At 69.6% G+C, this 17,911-nt stretch carries 13 protein-coding genes; 3 read left to right on the top strand and 10 right to left on the bottom strand.

Going from position 1 to position 17,911, the window contains the following annotated elements; all coding sequences use genetic code 11:
* Positions 1–2 precede the first annotated feature (2 nt).
* A complete protein-coding gene (locus DIE15_RS09145) occupies positions 3–1,313 on the top strand; it encodes a cobyrinate a,c-diamide synthase (protein ID WP_124833022.1) in 1,311 nt (436 codons plus the stop codon).
* A gap of 89 nt (positions 1,314–1,402) precedes the next feature.
* Here DIE15_RS09145 and DIE15_RS09150 read toward each other — a convergent pair whose 3' ends face one another.
* Together DIE15_RS09150 and DIE15_RS09155 are read right to left on the bottom strand one after the other, a co-directional pair.
* A complete protein-coding gene (locus DIE15_RS09150) occupies positions 1,403–1,645 on the bottom strand; it encodes a type II toxin-antitoxin system ParD family antitoxin (protein ID WP_057924458.1) in 243 nt (80 codons plus the stop codon).
* Between the two features lie 113 nt (positions 1,646–1,758).
* Positions 1,759–2,922, bottom strand: a complete 1,164-nt coding sequence (locus DIE15_RS09155; RefSeq protein ID WP_124833023.1) for a M20 aminoacylase family protein — start codon at positions 2,920–2,922, stop codon at positions 1,759–1,761.
* 356 nt (positions 2,923–3,278) lie between these two features.
* Between DIE15_RS09155 and DIE15_RS09160 the strand changes: the two genes are divergently transcribed.
* The gene (locus DIE15_RS09160; protein ID WP_124833024.1) at positions 3,279–4,346 is read left to right on the top strand and encodes a type IV toxin-antitoxin system AbiEi family antitoxin; all 1,068 of its coding nucleotides are present in this window, start codon (positions 3,279–3,281) and stop codon (positions 4,344–4,346) included.
* Entirely contained in the window at positions 4,315–5,220 is a 906-nt protein-coding gene (locus tag DIE15_RS09165; protein WP_124833025.1) for a nucleotidyl transferase AbiEii/AbiGii toxin family protein, read from the top strand. The genes DIE15_RS09160 and DIE15_RS09165 overlap by 32 nt, the downstream gene beginning before the upstream one ends.
* 45 nt (positions 5,221–5,265) lie before the next feature.
* Here the strand turns inward: DIE15_RS09165 and DIE15_RS09170 are convergent, their stop codons facing one another.
* From DIE15_RS09170 to DIE15_RS09205, 8 genes are all read right to left on the bottom strand, one after another.
* The gene (locus DIE15_RS09170) at positions 5,266–5,688 is read right to left on the bottom strand and encodes a PIN domain-containing protein (RefSeq protein WP_124833026.1); all 423 of its coding nucleotides are present in this window, start codon (positions 5,686–5,688) and stop codon (positions 5,266–5,268) included.
* On the bottom strand, positions 5,685–5,951 hold the full coding sequence (gene vapB / locus DIE15_RS09175; protein ID WP_057924455.1) for a type II toxin-antitoxin system VapB family antitoxin: 267 nt from the start codon (positions 5,949–5,951) through the stop codon (positions 5,685–5,687). Before vapB ends, DIE15_RS09170 begins: the two co-directional genes overlap by 4 nt.
* 270 nt (positions 5,952–6,221) lie before the next feature.
* Positions 6,222–7,238, bottom strand: coding sequence for a GNAT family N-acetyltransferase (locus DIE15_RS09180; protein WP_124833027.1), 1,017 nt, complete (start codon positions 7,236–7,238; stop codon positions 6,222–6,224).
* The gene (locus DIE15_RS09185) at positions 7,238–8,077 is read right to left on the bottom strand and encodes a formyltransferase family protein (protein WP_057924511.1); all 840 of its coding nucleotides are present in this window, start codon (positions 8,075–8,077) and stop codon (positions 7,238–7,240) included. The genes DIE15_RS09180 and DIE15_RS09185 overlap by 1 nt, the downstream gene beginning before the upstream one ends.
* 86 nt (positions 8,078–8,163) lie before the next feature.
* On the bottom strand, positions 8,164–10,416 hold the full coding sequence (locus DIE15_RS09190) for a TonB-dependent siderophore receptor (RefSeq protein ID WP_124833028.1): 2,253 nt from the start codon (positions 10,414–10,416) through the stop codon (positions 8,164–8,166).
* A gap of 46 nt (positions 10,417–10,462) precedes the next feature.
* A complete protein-coding gene (locus DIE15_RS09195) occupies positions 10,463–11,839 on the bottom strand; it encodes a lysine N(6)-hydroxylase/L-ornithine N(5)-oxygenase family protein (protein WP_124833029.1) in 1,377 nt (458 codons plus the stop codon).
* Between the two features lie 34 nt (positions 11,840–11,873).
* A complete protein-coding gene (locus DIE15_RS09200) occupies positions 11,874–12,899 on the bottom strand; it encodes a GNAT family N-acetyltransferase (RefSeq protein ID WP_124833030.1) in 1,026 nt (341 codons plus the stop codon).
* Entirely contained in the window at positions 12,889–17,904 is a 5,016-nt protein-coding gene (locus DIE15_RS09205) for a non-ribosomal peptide synthetase (protein ID WP_124833031.1), read from the bottom strand. The genes DIE15_RS09200 and DIE15_RS09205 overlap by 11 nt, the downstream gene beginning before the upstream one ends.
* Between the last annotated feature and the right edge of the window lie 7 nt (positions 17,905–17,911).

The raw sequence follows: 17,911 nt of genomic DNA on the forward strand, positions 1-17,911 counted from the left end.
CGATGCCGGCCTGCCCCGCGCTGTTCGTCAGCGCGCCCGCGTCCGGCCAGGGCAAGACGTCGGTTACGGCCGGCCTCGCGCGGCTGCACCGCCGGCTCGGCCGGCGCGTACGCGTGTTCAAGACCGGGCCGGACTTTCTCGATCCGATGCTGCTCGAACGCGCGAGCGGCGCGCCGGTGCACGCGCTCGACCTCGGGATGGTCGGTGAAGCCGGCTGCCGGGCGCTGCTCGCCGATGCCGCGCGCGAAGCGGACCTGATCCTGATCGAAGGCGTGATGGGGTTGTTCGACGGCACGCCAAGCAGCGCCGATCTCGCGGCGGCATTCGGCGTGCCGGTCGTCGCGGTGATTTCGGCGAAGGCGATGGCGCAGACGTTCGCGGCGATCGCGTTCGGGCTCGCGCGGTTCCGGCCGGAGGTGCCGTTTCACGGCGTGCTCGCGAACCGCGTCGGCTCGCCGCGTCACGCGGAACTGTTGCGGCAGGCGCTGCCGGACGACTTGCGCTGGCTCGGGCACGTCCCGGCCGATGCGGGCATCGCGCTGCCGGAACGGCATCTCGGCCTGCACCAGCCGGCCGACATCGACGATCTCGATGCGCGGCTCGATCGTGCGGCCGACGTGCTCGCGCAGACGGCGCTCGCCGAATTGCCGCCCGCCGTCTCGTTCGCGGAACCTGACGTCGGCGCTCCGCTGCCGCGTGCGCTGGCCGGCAAGCGGATCGCGATCGCGCGCGATACGGCGTTCTCGTTCATCTATCCGGCCAATCTCGCGCTGCTCGATGCGCTCGGCGCGCAGCTGCGGTTCTTTTCGCCGCTTGCCGACGAGCCCGTGCCCGACGATTGCGACGCGCTGTTCCTGCCGGGCGGTTATCCGGAACTGCATGCGACGACGCTCGCGGCGAATGCCGTGACCGCGCGGACGATTCGCGCACACGCGGCGGCCGGCCGGCCGATCGTCGCGGAATGCGGGGGGATGGTGTATTTGTGCGAGTCGCTGACCGACGTGGAAGGCGCGACGACACCGATGCTCGGGCTGCTGTCAGGCCATGCGACGATGCAGCGCCGGTTCGCGGCGCTCGGGATGCAGCAGCTCGACACGCGCACCGGGCCGATACGCGGACACACGTTTCATTATTCGCGGCTCGACACGCCGCTGGCGCCGGTGGCGACCGCCGCCCGGCCCGATGGAGAGCCCGGCAGCGGCGAAGCCGTTTATCGCGCGGGGGCGATCGTCGCGACGTACATGCACATGTACTGGCCGTCGAATCCGGATGCGGCGGCGGCGTTGTTCAGCGGGGACGTGTTCGAGATATGAGTGGTCAGCTTGCGAGAGCGGCCCATGTTCGGCGGCACGACGCCAACCGCCTTCAAGATCGGGGCAGGAATCGTGTGACCTGACTGACCTTATCCGCCATGCGTTGCCCGCATGCGGGCCAGGAAGATTTCTCCGTCGAACGTCGCGGGATCGCCCGAGGCCTCGCCGGCCTTCAGCGCGTCGCGCAGCACGCGCACCGGTGCTTCAGGTGATTCAAGCAGCCGCGATCTCGCTCGCACGATGTCGCTCTCGGAACATCGCTTCGACCGCACTTCAGCGTCGACGCACTCGGCAAAGTGCTTGTCTCGGGAAACGGTGGCTTTTAGCGACATGAATCACTGCCTTTGAACACGATGGGCATGTACCAACGTCAGGTACATGCCGGATGCAATCACCGCGATCGGCGCACCGATGCCCGGCCCCGGCCCGCACGTCGCCTTCTTCGTCACACCAGAAATGCCTCGGCCAGCTTGACCCAGTACGACGCGCCGGTCGGCAGCGCCGCGTCGTTGAAGTCGTAGCCGGGGTTGTGCACCATGCAGCCGCCCTCCCCGTCGCCGTTGCCGATGATCAGGTAGCTGCCCGGCCGCTTCTCGAGCAGGAACGCGAAATCCTCGCTGCCGGTGAGCGGCACCATCCCGTCGATCAGGTTCGCTTCGCCGACCCACTCGCGCGCGACGCCGCGTGCGAACGCGGTCATCTGCGCATCGTTGACGAGCACCGGGTAGCGGCGCTGGTAGTCGATCGTCGCGGTCGCGCCGAACACGGCCGCCTGCGCATGAACGACTTCCTTGATGCGTGTCTCGAGCAGGTCGCGCACCTCGGGCTTCAGCGCGCGCACGGACAGGCGCATCTGCGCGCGATCGGGAATCACGTTCGGCGCTTCGCCGGCATGGATCGCACCGACCGTGACGATCGCCATGTCGAGCGGCGACACGTTGCGCGACACGATCGTCTGCAGCGCGACGACGATCTGCGCGCACACGACGACCGGGTCGATCGCCTTGTGCGGCACCGCGCCGTGGCCGCCGCGCCCCTGCACGTCGACGATCACGGTATCCGACGACGCCATGAACGGCCCCGGCAGGAAACCGAACTTGCCCGTCGGGAAGCCCGGCATGTTGTGCATCGCGAAGATCGCGTCGCACGGGAACTGCTCGAACAGCCCGTCGTCGAGCATTTTCTTCGCGCCGCCGAGCCCTTCCTCTGCCGGCTGGAAAATCAGGTTCAGCGTGCCGGAAAAGCGGCGCTCGCGCGCCAGGTGCTTCGCGGCCGCGAGCAGCATCGCCGTGTGGCCGTCGTGACCGCATGCGTGCATCTTCCCGGGGATCGTGCTCTGGTACGGCAGGCCGGTCGACTCGTGGATCGGCAGCGCATCCATGTCGGCGCGCAGGCCGAGACGCTGCGTGCCGTTGCCGACCTTCAGCTGCGCGACCACACCCGTGCCGCCGAGCCCGCGATGCACCGTATAGCCCCATGCCTGCAACTGCCCGGCGACGAGATCGCTCGTTGCGAATTCCTCGAAGCCCAGCTCGGGGTGGGCATGAATGCGGTGCCGGATCTCGATCATTTCGTCGGCGAGGCCTGCGGGGATCACGCTGTGCGTCACGGTGTCGTCTCCTGGGTTCGGTGGGGAATGTGCAGGCAAGGATAGTCCGTTGAGCGGCAACCGGGCAGACAGAAAGTCGTCACTGAGACAACCTGGAGTTGCCGTTCCGTGATGGCGGAACATGGCGACTCGCTCGGCGGTCACAAACCGGCCATTCGGGCGACTACCGTGCGCGATCGGGATTCGCGACACTGCATGTTCGGTCTCGATTTTTCAGGCGGGGGCGTTCGTTGATTGCAGTTCGATATTCTTAAATAATTCATTTACCTCAATGGCTTGAGCGAGTTTGTTCATTTTTTGACGGGCGTACATTTTTTGTGTACGCTGATAAAAAAGTGAACAACCGATTCGCCCTGATGCCCAAGAACGCCACCCTGCCGATAGCGGAACAACACGTGCTCGACGAAGCCTGCGCCGCGTTCGAACGCGCGACCCGGCGCTTCAACGCACGGCCCGTGCGCGTGCCGGCCGCCCGCAGCGCGCATGCCGATGCGATGATCCGCTTCGGCATTGCCGGACAGGCCTTCGAGATGCCGGCTGTTGTGAGCGTCGGCGTCGAATCGCTGCAGGGCGCACTCGCCGCGTTACGCCATCGCGCTACCCCGACGCCCGGCGAGCGGCCGCTGATGCTGGTCGCGCCGTATTTTTCAGCCGAACTGGCTGCCCGCCTGATCGATCACGACATCCCGTATCTCGATACCGCCGGCAACGCGTGCCTGGTCCAGCCGGAGGCGACCGTGATGATCTCCGGCCGGCCGAAACCGGTACGCACACCGCGCCGGCCGGCATCGCGCGCGACGACGCCCAAGGGGCTCGCCGTGATGTTTGCGCTCGCGACGCAGCCGAGCCTCGTCGCGCAACCGCTTCGGGCGATCGCCGCCGCCTCGGACGTCGCGCTCGGCACGGTCAATCTCGCGATGGACGACCTGATCGCTCGCGGCCTCGTCGCGCAGCGGCGCAACGGCGAGCGCCGGTTTCCCGACTGGCCGCGTTTCGTGCAGGAATGGGTTGCACTGTACCCGAGCCGCCTGCGCGCGAAACTGCCGAGCCGGCGGTTTGCCGCGCTCGCGCCCGACTGGTGGCGCAATTTCGATTTCGCTGCATTCGACGCACAGCTCGGCGGCGAACCGGCGGCCGACCTGCTCACGCACGACCTGAAACCCGCCGCGATCACCGTCTATACGCACGGCGCCGCGTCGAACCGCCTGCTGCTCCAGGCGCGCCTGCGCCCGGACGAGCACGGCGACGTCGAACTGCTCGAAGCATTCTGGCCACCGTCGCCGGCGCTCGACTGGCGCGAGCAGGACGTGCCGCTCGTGCCGCCGCTGCTGATCTACGCGGATCTCGTCTCGTCCGGGGACAGCCGCAATCTTGCCGCTGCCGAATACATCCATGACCGATACCTCGCCCACCCGCCCGCTTGAAGTCGACGCACGCCGGCCGCTCGAGCCGGCGGCGGTCACGCTGCTGCAGGCGGTCGGCGCAGCCTGCGCGCCACTCGACGCGGCATTCGTCGTCGCCGGCGCAACCGCGCGCGACATCCTGATGTGGCATGTCCACGGCATCCGGCCGGTGCGCGCGACGCGGGACGTCGATGTCGCCGTGTGCGCGGTGAGCTGGCCGTTTCACGAGCGGCTCGTCGATGCGCTCGTCGCGACCGGGCAATTCGCGCGCGCGCCGAAACATCAGCAGAAACTGCTGTTCGACAGCGGGACGCAGGGTTTTCGCACGGAGCTCGATCTCGTGCCGTTCGGGCCGCTCGAAACGCCGCCCGGCGAAATCGCGTGGCCGCCGGGCGGCGACTTCGTGCTGAACGTGCTGGGCTTTCAGGAGGCGGTCGATACGGCGCTGGCCGTGTCGATCGGCGCCGGCATTGTGGTGCCGGTGACCAGCCTGCCGGCGCTCGCGCTGCTGAAGTTGCTCGCGTGGAAGGACCGGCGCGCGCGCCAGAACAGCGACGCGTACGATCTGCTGTTCCTGCTCACGCATTTTCACGACGCGGGCAATCGCGAGCGCATCTGGGACGTTGCGCCCGATCTGGTCGAACTGCACGATTTCCAGCCGGAGCTGGCAGCGGCGGCGCTGCTGGCACGCGATGCGAAGGGCATTGCTTCACCGAAAACGTACGATGCGATCCGCGCGCTGTTATCCGACGAAGCGATTTACGCGACGCTCGTGCAGGATCTGCAGGCTCGTGCGTTCGCGTTGCTGCCGGGTGAATTCAACGATGACGCGGACCGGTATCTCGACGCGTTCCGCTCGGCTTTCCTCGCGGATCCGCCCGTTCCGCGGGCATGACGTGCTGGCGCGCCGCGCGACAGCAGCGCCATCGTGCATTCGCCCCTATGCCGAGGCTGTCCAGTCTTCGAGCGACAACCCCGCTACACGGCCGAACTCGCGATGGTTGTTCGTGACAAGCACCGCACCGGCCGCGATCGCGTGACCGGCGATCGACGCGTCGTTCGCGCCGATCGGCGTGCCACGTGCGGCAAGGTCGACGCGAATCGCGGCCGTCGCATCGACCGCTGCGGTATCCCACGACAGCACGCCGTCCAGCCGCGCGACAAAGGCCGTCACGAGTTCGGCATGCTTCGGCGAAGCCTTTCTGCCGACTGCGCCGAACCGCATGTCGGCATAGGTAATTGCCGACACGACGATCCGGTGCTGCGCATTGACGCACGACTGCAACCGGGACAACACCACGGGCGGCCGCTCGCGCATGATGAACGAACAGATGTTCGTATCGAGCATGTAGAGCGTGGTCACCGGCCGGACTCCGTCGGTGCGTCGTCATCGGCGCCGGACAGGTCGAAGCGGCCGGGTTCGACGATCGCCGGGCGCTCGACGAGGAAGTCGGCATCGGCCAGTGGTTCACTGGCGAACGACAGCCACGTCGGCCGCACCGGACGCAGCAGCAGCGTGTCGCCCTCGCGGCGAATCTCGAGTTCCGTGACACCCTCGAATTCCATGTCCTTCGGGATGCGGATTGCCTGGTTACGGGCGTTCTTGAAAATGGAAACGGTGCGCATGAGCCACTCCACGGGAGTACGATGCGCCCATTTTAGGCATATGCCGGCATATGTCAATGTCGGGGAACGCGGATCGGGGAGCGTGCCCGATGCGATCGCGGATGTGCTTGCCATGTCGTCATGACCTGTGCGTGATGAGGATGCGATCCATTCTTCCTCATGCCGCCCGCCCGATCCATATCCCGAACGGCCGATGCCCGCGGCCATTCGAGCCGCGCGAAACGTCGCCGCGTGCGAATCCGCGCACCGACGCTTCGCGCCGCCGTCCCGTCACGGCAACCGGAAAGTGTCGAAGAATGTCTCGCGCTCCATCACGGTAAGCGCCGCGCGCTTGTGCGGGAAGTCGAACTCCTTTAGCGTGTAGAACCCGAGCCGGTGCATGTATGCGATATGCCGCACGTGATCGACGCGCGGCTCGCCGACGAGCCGCTGCGTGCGCGGTTCGTCGACGAACATGTAGTGCAGCACCCCGCTCCACCATGCATGCAGCTTGCCCGCGCTCTGGAAGCGCGAGTCGCCGATCAGCAGGTGCAGCCCGCGATCGTAGTCGTGCGCGTCGTAGAACGGCGCGAGGCGGTCCTCCTTCGCCCAGTAGAACTCGAAATAGCCGAACGGCGTATCGTCGAAATAGCCGATCATCGGATGCATGTGCGGATCGGCAAGCCGCTGCGCGAGATACGCGGCGTGCTCGTCGAGCGTGCCGCGCTGATCCCAGAAATGCGCGACGCGATCGAGGTTCATCCAGTCGCTGAACAGCCGCGCATGCGCATCGATGTCGACGGTGCGCAGGCTGAACGTCATCCCGACTTGCGGCATGTCGCGCGCATAGATCTCGCCGGCCGGCGACGGCGGTCGCACCGGATGCCGATGGCCGTTCGTGATCGTGTAGCGCAGCGGCATCCCGCCCGATGCGGGCGCCTTCAACCATGGCTGCGGGTTCTGCCAGAACGTCGCGCGCGATGCGCTCAGGCGCAGCCGGTCGCCCGCGACCTGCGCGCCGTCGATCACGCCTTCGCGCACCGCGCGCTCGACGTACGACCCGACGGCCGCCGGATCGGCGTCGCCGAGCGGCACGGACACCGTCGCCGTGTCGTGCCGCGTGTCCGTGTTGAACAGTGCGACGAATTCCGCGAGCAGCGCGGCCGGCGGGTCGCCGGGCCGCCACGCGTCGAGCGCGTGCTCGGCGGCGGGCGTCGCCTGCGCGTGCGCGGCGCCGTCCAGTGCCGCGGCCACCTCGCCTTCGACGGTATCTGCCGTGCCGGCCGGTTTCGTCAGCGTGTCTTCCATCACAGTGCTCCCGCGTCGTGGCGGTCGGCGAGGACGTGCAGCCCCCGCTCGAGCGCCGGAAACAGGCTGCGCTGGAAGTTGTTCCAGCGCAGTTCGAGAATCGTGTCGTCCGGCGCGATCGGCGTGTCGAGCACGTCGCAGATTACCTCGCCGGAATCGATGCCGTTGTCGACGTAGTGGAACGATGCGCCCGTCATCGTCACGGGTTCGACGCGCGAGGTCGCACCGCTTGCCCAGTCGACCCGTTCGCCGCGCGCGCCGTGCAGCGCGTCGAGCGTTGCCCACGCGCCGCGCCGCTGGTACGGCGAATCGTCGGCCGTGATACCCGGGTGGATGTTCGCGATGCGGCGGTGAAAGCGCGCGCCCGGACGCACGAGCTCGTCGAGGATCACGAGCAGTCCGTCGAGCACGACCACGTCGGCGTCGAGTTCGAGCAGGCGTTCGAGCAGGCGGCGCTCGAACGCCTGTTTGCCCGTCACGCGCTCGCGCGCGTCGCGCGGCAGCCGGCGGTATGTCGACGCAATCGTGCAGAACAGTTCGTCGACCGGCCGGCCCTGCACGGTCAGCCCGTCGGGCAGGATCCACGGGCGGCCCGGCGTGCGCGCGAAGCCGTAGTCGGCGACCTTCGCGCGATCGGCCGGCGAGCCTTCGTCGTCGTCGACGATCACGCCCTTGAGCGCATAGCGTTCGCCGAGCGGCGAATCGTTCAGGCGCTCGACGAGGAATTCGAGCGGCGCCTTCATGTAGCGCGTGCCGCCCTGGTAAGCGACCGGCTGGCCCGCGCGATCGGCCGCGCCGTTGCGCAGCGACTGGATGTAGACGAGATTTTTCTTCGGCATGGAGGCGTCGTGGAAAAAGCGGACGACGGCGCCGCGGCCCGCCCGCACCGGCCCGAAGGCCGGCCGGCACGCCGCGGCGCACGGCGTCACCAGTTGTATTTCGCGGTGGCGATCACCGTGCGGTCGGTACCGAAAATGCAGACGCTCGTCGACTGGCAACCGCTGATGTAGTGGCGGTTGAACAGGTTCGTCCCGTTCACGGCAAAGCGCCAGTTGCGCGTGTCGTAGTGCACGCCCGCGTCGAACAGCGTGTAGCTCGACACCGTCAGCGAGTTGTCCGCCGCGCCGGCCGACGCGCTCTGGTAACGCACGCCGCCACCCAGGCCGAAGCCGGTGAGCGGCCCCGTGTGCCACGTCCAGTCCGCCCACAGCGACGCCATCTGGCGCGGCCGCGGAATGTCGACCGGCCAGTTGTTCAGCGATGCGTCGTTCGCCTTCACGTTCTTCACGTCCTGGTAGACGTAGGACGCGATCAGCGACAGGTTGCGCGTGAGCTTGCCGGTCGCGTTCAGCTCGATCCCGCGCGAGCGCACTTCGCCGGTCTGGATCGACGTCGTGCCGGACGGATCGAGATTCGTCGGCGTCGGCGTAAGCACGTTGGTCTGGTTGATCTGGTAGATCGCCGCGCTCAGCATCAGGTTCCGGCCGGCCGGCTGCCAGCGCAGGCCGGCCTCGATCTGCTTGCCGCGCGTCGGCTGCGGCAGGCCGCCGCCGTACAGGTTCACACCGATCAGCGGATTGAACGACGTCGCGTAGCTGACGTACGGCGACAGCCCGTAGTCGCCCTGGTACGTAAGGCCCACGCGGCCGGTGAACGCCGTGACGTCGGCCTTCGACTGCGTGCCGCCCTCGCGGTCGTCCATCCGCTGGTTGACCCAGTCCTCGCGGCCGCCGAGCGTCAGCGTCCAGCGGTTCCACTTGACCTGGTCCTGCACGTACAGCCCGAACGTGTTCATCGTCGTGTACGTGTTGGTGCGGTACGTGGTGTTCGGCGGCGAGAACACCGACAGCGTGACCGGCGTGTAGACGGGGTTGTAGATGTTCAACGTCGACGCGGCGGCCAGCCATTCGCTGTCGGTCGCGGTCTGCCGGTTGTACTGGAAGCCGAGCAGCAGCGTGTGCTCGAGCGGCCCCGTGCCGAAGCGGCCCTGCAGGTTGTTGTCGATGTCGAAGCGGCTGTAGTTCGTCTGGAACACGCCGGCCCAGCGGTTGATGTCGGTCGTGCTGCCGTCGGCCAGGCCCGCGCCGAACACCGAGCCGTTGTCGAGCGACAGGTGCATCCAGCGCACGTTCTGCCGGAACGTCCACATCGCGTTCAGGTTCCGCTCGAACTGGTAGCCGAGCGACCACTGCTTCTTGCGGTAGTAGTTGAAATCCGGATCGCCGCCGTAGACGTCCTTGCCGAGCTGCCCGTTCGGGTTCGGCAGCACCGTGCCCTGCGCCGGCAGGAAGTTCGACGAGATGTCGCCCCAGTCCTGCAGGTACGTGGCCGACAGCGTCAGCGACGTATCCGCATCCGGGCGCCAGCGGAACGACGGCGCGAGCGCGACGCGCTGGTCGTTGTTCGGGCCCGTCAGCGCGTTGCCGTCGCGCGCGACGCCGACGAACCGGTACGCATACTTGCCGTCCGCGTCGAGCTTGTCGCCGACGTCGATCATGAACTGCTTGCGCGCATAGTTGCCGAACTGCACGCCGGCTTCGCGCACGCGTTCGCCGTCGGCCGTCTTGGTCTGCACGTCGATGATCGCGCCCGGGTCGCCTGCGCCGTACAGCACCGACGTCGGCCCGCGCAGCACGGTGATGCTGTCGATCATGTACGGATCGACGCGCCAGCTCGACAGGTTCAGCGTGTTCGGCACCTGCAGGCCGTTCACGTAGGCAGTCGGCGTGAAGCCGCGCAGCGCCGCGTACCAGTCGGAACGGTTGTCCGAGCCGTACGACGAGAAGCCCGGCACGTAGCGCAGCGCCGCGTTCACGTCGGTCGCGCCGGTCATCTCGATCTGCTGCGCGGTGACGACGTTGATCGTCTGCGGGATTGCATCGATCGACGTATCGGTCTTGGTGCCGGTCCTGCTGCGCTTCGCGACGAGACCGACCGTGCCGTCTCCTTCCGCGCCCGCGTTGACGTTGATCGCCGGCAGCGTGCCGGTCGTCGAGCCGTTCGGCGCACTCCTCGACGCATTGGCCGCCGCACCGTTTTGCGCACTGCCGGCCGACGCCGCGGCGCCCGCGTTCACAGCCGGCGCCGTCTGCGCGAATGCGTGGCCTGCCGCCATCCCGAACGCCACGCCTGCCGCGGCTGCGATCGCACGCACACGCGTGCCTGTTGCCCACTCCATCTTTCTCTGCTCCACTTTTTCGATGCGGTCTCCGACCGCGCCTTTGTCAAAGAGCGAAAGCCATGCGGCCCGCGCTCGCCCCGTTTTGATGTCGTTGTTCATGCAGTGCCCGGGCCGCGCCGTCGTCATGGGCGGGCGCGGTCCCTTCCTCGATCGACGCGCAGATCTCGTCCGCGCGGCGCGCCAGTACCGACAGCAGCGTGTCGGACAGGCCGTGGCTGTCTTCGCAGCAGCCTTGCAGGTAGATGCGCGGCGCGAAGTGCTCGGGCGTCGCGAGCAGGTAGTCGCGCGTGACGTCGCCGCGCGTGAGCGCATCGCCGAGATACGGCGCGAGCCCTTCGAGCAGCGCCGAATGCGTGTCGCGTCGGTAGCCGGTCGCGAGCACGAGCGCGTCGAAGCGTTCGACGCGCGTGGCGCCGTTCATCCGGTCGCGCAGCGTCAGCTCGATGCGGCCGTCGGCGGTGCGCACCGCGGCCTCGATCGCGCTGTTCGCGAGCAGCGCATGACGCGGCGTGCCGTCGATGCGCTGCAGGTACAGCATTTCGTAGATCTGCTCGATCAGCGGCCGGTCGACCACCGCGTAGTTGGTGTCGCGGTAGCGCTCGAGCAGCGCGCGGCGCGCATCGTGCGGCTGTGCGTAGACGACGTCGGTGAACTCGGGGCTGAAGATCTCGTTGACGAACGGGCTGTCGTCGGCCGGCTTCAGCGCGCCCGCGCGCATCACGAGGCTCGCGTCGACGTGCGGGAAACGGCGCGCGAGGTCGATGAACACCTCGGCCGCGCTCTGCCCCGCGCCGATCACCGCGACGCGGCGGCGCTCGCCATCCGGCGACGCGACCAGCCGGTCGATGTCGGTCAGGTACGACGACGAATGGATCATGCGATCGCGGCCGAGCGCGGCGAACGCGTCCGGCACCGCCGGCGTGCCGCCGACGCCGACCGACAGCGCACGCGTCGCGCGCCGGCGCTCGTGGCCGGCCGCGTCGCGCGACACCACGCGCAGCGCGTCGATCCGCGCGCCGTCGCCGCGCACGGGCTCGATCGCCGTGACGGTTTCGCTGTAGTGGACGTGCTCGTCGAATGCGTCGGCGACCCAGCTCAGGTAGTCGTGGAATTCGACGCGGGTCGGATAGAAGTTCTTCAGGTTGACGAATTCGTTCAGCCGGCCGCGTTCGAACAGGTAGTTGATGAACGTGTAGCGGCTCTTCGGATCGCGCATCGTCACGAGATCCTTCAGAAACGAGATCTGCATCCGGCAGTCGTCGAGCAGCATTCCGCGATGCCAGCCGAATTCCGGCTGGCGTTCGATGAAGCAATGGGCGAGCGGGCGTGCCGCACGCCGCTCCTCGAGGCGCACGGCCAGCGCCAGATTCGACGGCCCGAAGCCGACGCCGATCAGGTCGAATACGGTTTCTCTCTGCATGTCTCTCAGCTCCCTTGTCGGTGAAACCGGCCCGTCAGACGTGACGGCCGGTGAAGAAGGTCTCGCGCTGCGTGCACATCCACAGCGGCTGCGTGTCGGCGAGCGCCAGACGACGCGGCCGCGCGAAGCCGTGCCGCGCGAGGGTATCGACGATCCGTGCACGGCCGGCCGGGACCGCGCAGCCGACCGCTTCGGTGCGCGGGTCGTCGAGAAACAGGTAATGAACGACGGACGGCAGCCAGCCCGCCACGCAATGCGGGCCGCGCCAGCGCGGCTCGCCGACCAGCATCCGCAGCCCGCGGTCGTAGTCGCGCGCGCCAACGTGCGGTGCGAGCGGGTCTTCCTTCAGCCAGAACGCCTCGACATAGGCGAACGGTTCGCCGTCGAAGCACCCGACGAGCGGGCTCACGTGCGGATCGGCATCGGGCCCCGTACCGTCCGCGCCGGGCTGCGTGCCCGGCCAGCCGTCGCGCACGCGCGGCTCGTCGAACCAGCGCGCGACGCGCGCGGCGTCTTCGGCCGGCTGCCAGCCGCGCAGCGTGAAGCGCACGCCGAGCGCCGGCAGGTCGCGCGCATACACGTCGCCGCGCGGCGCGGGCGGTCGGCGCGGATGACGGCGGCCGTCGGTCAGCATCGGCAGCGTCGCGCACGGCAGCGGCGTGCCGACGCGCCACAGATCGGCCTGCTGCGCCCAGCCTTCGCGCATGCACAGGCCACCGTCGGCGAGCACGCCGCTCGCGCGCAGCGCATCGAGCGCGACCGCCGGCCACGCGGCCGGGTCGAGACGGATCGCCGCGCGGCGCACGTCGTCGGAAAACGCCGCGGCGAGTGCGGCCAGCAGCGCGCGGCGCTGCTCGGCCGGCGCCGCACGATGGTTGTACGCGACGAGGCGCAGCGTGCCGTCGTCCGCGAGTTGCGCGCGCAGCAGCTGCGCGCCGATGCCGTCGCCCTGCGCGACGCGGATCTCCGCGCCGTCGCGCGCAGCGACCAGGCCGTCCGCGAACGCGAGACGGCAGGTGTCGGGCATCGTGAATCCGTCCGGACGCACTTCAGCCAGCATCGCGCACCTCCTGCGCCGCTTCGGCCGATGCCTCGACATGCGCGCCGAGCGCCGCGAGCGTCGACGACGCGAACACGTCAGCCACCGTCAGCGCGTGACCGGCGCGGCCGGCCGCGTCAACGAAGCGCACGACGTCGAACGACGTCGCGCCGGCTTCGAACAGGTCGGCGTCGGGCGCCGGCGCGGCCGTCGCGAATGTGTCCGACCACAGCGCGGCGAGCGCGGCCGCAGCGTTCGGGGCATGCGATGCCGTCTTGACGGGCGTTGCTTGGCCAGTGGCCGGGCCGACTGCAGCCGCTGCCGGCGCATCGAACAGCGCATCGGGCACGCCGAGTGTCGCTTCCGGCGCACCGGCGAAACGCGCGAGTTCGTCGTGATAGCGCTCGACGAGCGCATCGACGAAACCGCCGTCGAGCAGTTCGTCCGCATACGAGAACGCGGCGCTCACGCGGCCGTCCGGATGCTCGACGACATCCAGCTCCAGCGTGAACACCACGCGATGGCGCACGTCGTCGAAGTCGGCGAGTGACAAACCGGCCCAGTCGCGTGCGGCGGCACCGGTCGGGCGCAGGTAGTTGAACATCACCTGGAACAGCGGATTGGCGTGCGCGGCACGCGGTGCGCGCAGCGCCGCGACGACGTCGGCGAACGGCACGTCGGCATGCGCATAAGCGGCGAGCGCCGTATCGCGCACCTGCGCGAGCACGTCGGTGCGGCTGGCCGCCGTGTCGATCTGCGTGCGCACGACCACGGAATTGATGAACAGGCCCAGCGCATCGCGCGCCGCATCGCCCGTCAGCTCCCGCGTCGATGCGAGCACGCCGACCGGCTGGTCGGCTGCGCCGGTCACACGGAACAGCGCGGTGTTGAGCGCCGCGTGCAACAGCATCGGCAACGTCGCGTGCGCAGCCGACGCGGCGTCGCGCGCGGCACGGATCAGCGACGCGTCGAATTCGAACGCGATGCGCGCCGCGCGCCATTGCGGGACGGCCGGCGCGTGTGCGCGCCGCGGCAGCATGGGAGATGGCAGGTCGGCCAGCGCGTCGCGCCAGTACGCGACGCGAGCCGGATGGCACGGGGCGGGCAGCACGAGCGACGTGTTTTCCGCCGTCGTCGTCGACGCTGCCGACGATGCCGATGCCGATGCCACGTCACCCCGCACGAGCGCGACATAGCGTGCGCGCACCGCATCGAGCCACAGCTCGATCGATTCGCCATCCGACACGATGTGATGGATCGTCACCGACAGCACGTGATCGTCCGCGCCGAGCCGCAGCACGCATGCACGCCACAGCGGCGCATCGGCCGCGATATCGAACGGCGCGAGCGCATCGGCATCGGTCAGCGCCGCCGCGCGGGCGAGCGCGTCGGGCTGCGCGGACAGGTCGACGAGCGGCAGCGCGACGGACGCCGCGGCGTCGATCCGCTGGCCCGGCAGCATGCCGTCGCGCACGACGAGCCGTGCGCGCAGCGCCGGGTGCGCGGCCGCCGCCGCCGAGAACGCCGCGCGCAGTGCCTCGAGGTCGAGCGGACCGCGCACGCGCAGCGCGACCGGAATGTTGTACGCGGCGCTGTCCGGCTGCGCGCGCCACAGGAACCACAGGCCGAGCTGCGCGGGCGACAGCGGCCACACGCCGTGCGCATCGGGTTTGACCACCGCGACGCCCGGCGCCGTGGCGCCGGCGTGTGCGGCGCGCGGCGCATCGGCCACCTGGCGTGCGTATTGTGCGAGCACCGGCGCTTCGAACAGCGCACGCACCGGCACGTCGCGGCCGAGCCGCTCGGCGACGCGCGTCGCAACGCGCACCGCCGCCAGCGAATGGCCGCCGAGTTCGAAGAAGTGGTCGCCGCGGCCGACGCGCTCGACGTTCAGCACGTCGCGCCAGATTGCCGCGAGCGCGGTTTCGTCGCCGTCATGCGGTGCTTCGTAGGCGCGTTCGACGCGCACCGGCGCCGGCAGCCGTGCACGGTCGACCTTGCTGTTCGCGTTGCGCGGCAGCGCGTCGAGCACGATCAGCTGCGCGGGCACCATGTAGTCGGGCAGCGTGCGGCGCAAGTGCGCGTCGAGCGTCGCCGCTTCGACCGGTTGCGCGGCGGCCTGCGCGTCCGAGGTCAGTTCGACGTAGGCGACGAGCTGCGCCTGCGCGCCCTGCCCGTGCACGACCGCGCACGTTTCGCGCACCGCATCGTGCGCGGCCAGCTGCGCCTCGATCTCGCCGAGTTCGATGCGCAGCCCGCGCAGTTTCACCTGGTGATCGACGCGGCCAATGAAGTCGAACACGCCGTCCGCGCGACGCCGCACGAGATCGCCCGTGCGATAGAGGCGCGCACCCGGCGCGCCGTACGGATCCGGCACGAAGCGCTCGGCCGTCAGCGCGGGACGATCGAGGTAGCCGCGCGCGACGCCGATCCCCTCGCCGCCCAGATATAGCTCGCCGATCACGCCGACCGGCAGCGGATGCAGCCGCGCGTCGAGCACGTGCGCGGTGCGCGCGCCGACCAGCGTACCGATCGGCAGATAGGCGGCGTCGCCAAGCTTCGCGAGATCGTCGCCGGGACGGAACATCCACAGGGTCGGCGTGATCACGGTTTCGGTCGGGCCGTAGCCGTTGACCACGCGCACGTTCGGCATCGCGCGGCGCAGCATCGCGAACGCTTCGCGCGACGTCGCTTCGCCGCCGACGGTCAGCGAGCGCAGCGTCGGCGGCGCGCCGTGCGCGAGCGCCCATTCGGCGAGCTGCGCGGCGCAGCCGGGCGGCACGTAGGTCATCGTCACGCCGTCGCGGACCATCATCGCGCAGGTCTGCGCGGGCGGCCATAGCACGTCGGCCGTCACCGACACAGCGGCGCCCGACAGGTATTGCGAAAACCACCCTTCGTGCGCGCCGTCGAAGTTGACCGACTGGAACAGCAGGAACACGTCGTGCTCGCCAGCACCGTAGCGCTCCGCGATCGCCACGCAATGCCGCGCGAACGCCGCGTGATCGACGATCACGCCCTTCGGCTTGCCGGTCGAGCCCGACGTGTAGATCGCGTACGCGGCATGGCCGGGGAGCACGTCCGGCAGCGTCACGTGGGCCGCCTCGTCGAGCGCGTCGACTTCATCCGCGCGCCACACGCTCAGGGCCGGCAACTCGGGCAGCGATGCAGCACTCGCGCCATCGGTCAGCACGTGCGCGATGCCTGCGTCGCCGACGATCTGCGCGAGCCGTTCGCGCGGATGGGCCGGATCGAGCGGCACGAACGCGGCGCCCGACTTCAGCACCGCGATCAGCGCGACCAGCAGGTCGACCGAGCGCTGCAGCGCGACGCCGACGCGCATTTCGGGCCGCACGCCGGCCGCGACGAGATTGCGCGCGATGCGTGCCGCGCGCGCGTCGACCTCGCCGCGCGTCAGCGCGCGATCGACGTCGGCGACGCCGCGTGCGTCGGGCCGTGCTTTCGCATGCGCGGCGATGCGCGCGTGCACCGGCACGAACGGCTCGGCTTCGGCCGCGCCTGCCGGCGCATTCCACGCGAAGAGCTGTGCTCGTTCGTCCGCCGGCAGCCAGTCGAGATCACCGACCGGCGTGTCGGGACGCACGAGCGCATCGCCCAGCAGCGTGACGAAGCGTGCGGCCAGCCGTTCGATCGCGTCGCCATCGAACAGGTCGAGCGCATGAATGAAGGCGGCGTCGAACGTGCCGTCGGGCGTCGCCTCGACGGCAAGCGTCAGGTCGAATTTCGCGGACGGCGTGCCCGACGGCAGCAACGCTGCCGACGCCGCGCCGAGCGCCGGCAGCGCGCGGCGCTCGCCATACGCGGCCATCACCTGGAACAGCGGATGGTGGCTTGCGCTGCGCGGCACGCCGAGCGCGTCGACGACCTGCTCGAACGGCACGTCCTGGTGCATCTGTGCATCGACGAGCGCGCGCTGCGTGCGCGCGACCAGCGACGAGAAATCGCCGTGCGCCGGCACGTCGACGTCGATCGCGAGCGTGTTGACGAAGAAGCCGATCAGGCCGGCCGTTTCCGCGCGCTCGCGGTTCGCGGCCGGCACGCCGACGCAGATCCGCGCATCGCCAGTCGCGCGCGCGAGCAGCGCGTCGAGCGCGGCGAGCAGCACCGCGAACGGCGTCGCGCCCGACCCGGCCGCGAAGGCGCGCAGCTGTGCACTGGTGCGGGCGTCGAGCGAAAACACATGACGTGCCCCGCGCGCGCTGCGGCGAGCAGGCCGCGCGGCTGCGCCGGGCAGCGTGAGTACGCCGCGCTGCGGATCGAGCCGTTCGCGCCAGAACGCCAGCTGGCGATCGCGCTCGCCGGCATCGAGCCAGCGGCGCTGCCACAGCGCATAGTCCGCGTACTGGATCGGCAGCGGCGCGAGCGGCACCGGCTGGCCCGACGCATACGCACGATAGAACGCCGCAAGCTCGTCCAGCATCACGCCCGACGACCAGCCGTCCGACACGATGTGGTGCACGGTCAGCGCGAGCCAGTGGTGCGTCGCGTCGAAGCGGATCAGGTGTGCGCGCACGAGCGGCGCCGCGCCGAGATCGAATGCGCCGGCTTCGTCGGCCGCCGCGATACTTTCGGCGCGCGCGACGCGCTGCGCGTCGGGCAGCGCGTCGAGATCGGTCTCGCGCCACGGGCAACGCAGCGGCGGATGAATCGTCTGTGCGACGCCGCCCTCCGCTTCATCGAAGGTCGTGCGCAGCGCTTCATGGCGCGCGATCAGCGCATCGCACGCGAGCCGCAGCGCGTGACCGTCGAGCGGGCCCGTCAGCGCGAGCCGCTCGGTGATGTGATACGCGTCGGGCGCGTCGATCAGCCGCGCGTGCAGCCACAGCCGCGTCTGCGCGAACGACGCCGGCACCCGATCGCTGCGCGGCGTGCGCGGCGGGATCGGCAGCACGCGAAAGTCGATGCCGGCCGCGCCGAGCCTGTCGATGAACACCGCGCGCTGCGCGTCGGGCAGTTGCGCGAAACGCGTCGCGAGCGCGAGCCAGTCGGGTTGAACCTTCGTCATCCGTCGT

It is taken from the genome of Burkholderia sp. Bp9031 (genome assembly GCF_003857965.1).
GTDB classification, from domain to species: domain Bacteria; phylum Pseudomonadota; class Gammaproteobacteria; order Burkholderiales; family Burkholderiaceae; genus Burkholderia; species Burkholderia ambifaria_A.

Bases quoted from the DNA above. Each gene is read 5' to 3' on its own strand.
- DIE15_RS09145 (WP_124833022.1), top strand. From the start codon at position 3: ATGCCGGCCTGCCCCGCGCTGTTCGTCAGCGCGCCCGCGTCCGGCCAG.
- DIE15_RS09150 (WP_057924458.1), bottom strand. From the start codon at position 1,645: ATGTCGCTAAAAGCCACCGTTTCCCGAGACAAGCACTTTGCCGAGTGC.
- DIE15_RS09160 (WP_124833024.1), top strand. From the start codon at position 3,279: ATGCCCAAGAACGCCACCCTGCCGATAGCGGAACAACACGTGCTCGAC.
- DIE15_RS09165 (WP_124833025.1), top strand. From the start codon at position 4,315: ATGACCGATACCTCGCCCACCCGCCCGCTTGAAGTCGACGCACGCCGG.
- vapB (WP_057924455.1), bottom strand. From the start codon at position 5,951: ATGCGCACCGTTTCCATTTTCAAGAACGCCCGTAACCAGGCAATCCGC.
- DIE15_RS09180 (WP_124833027.1), bottom strand. From the start codon at position 7,238: ATGGAAGACACGCTGACGAAACCGGCCGGCACGGCAGATACCGTCGAA.
- DIE15_RS09185 (WP_057924511.1), bottom strand. From the start codon at position 8,077: ATGCCGAAGAAAAATCTCGTCTACATCCAGTCGCTGCGCAACGGCGCG.
- DIE15_RS09190 (WP_124833028.1), bottom strand. From the start codon at position 10,416: ATGGAGTGGGCAACAGGCACGCGTGTGCGTGCGATCGCAGCCGCGGCA.
- DIE15_RS09195 (WP_124833029.1), bottom strand. From the start codon at position 11,839: ATGCAGAGAGAAACCGTATTCGACCTGATCGGCGTCGGCTTCGGGCCG.
- DIE15_RS09200 (WP_124833030.1), bottom strand. From the start codon at position 12,899: ATGCTGGCTGAAGTGCGTCCGGACGGATTCACGATGCCCGACACCTGC.
- DIE15_RS09205 (WP_124833031.1), bottom strand. From the start codon at position 17,904: ATGACGAAGGTTCAACCCGACTGGCTCGCGCTCGCGACGCGTTTCGCG.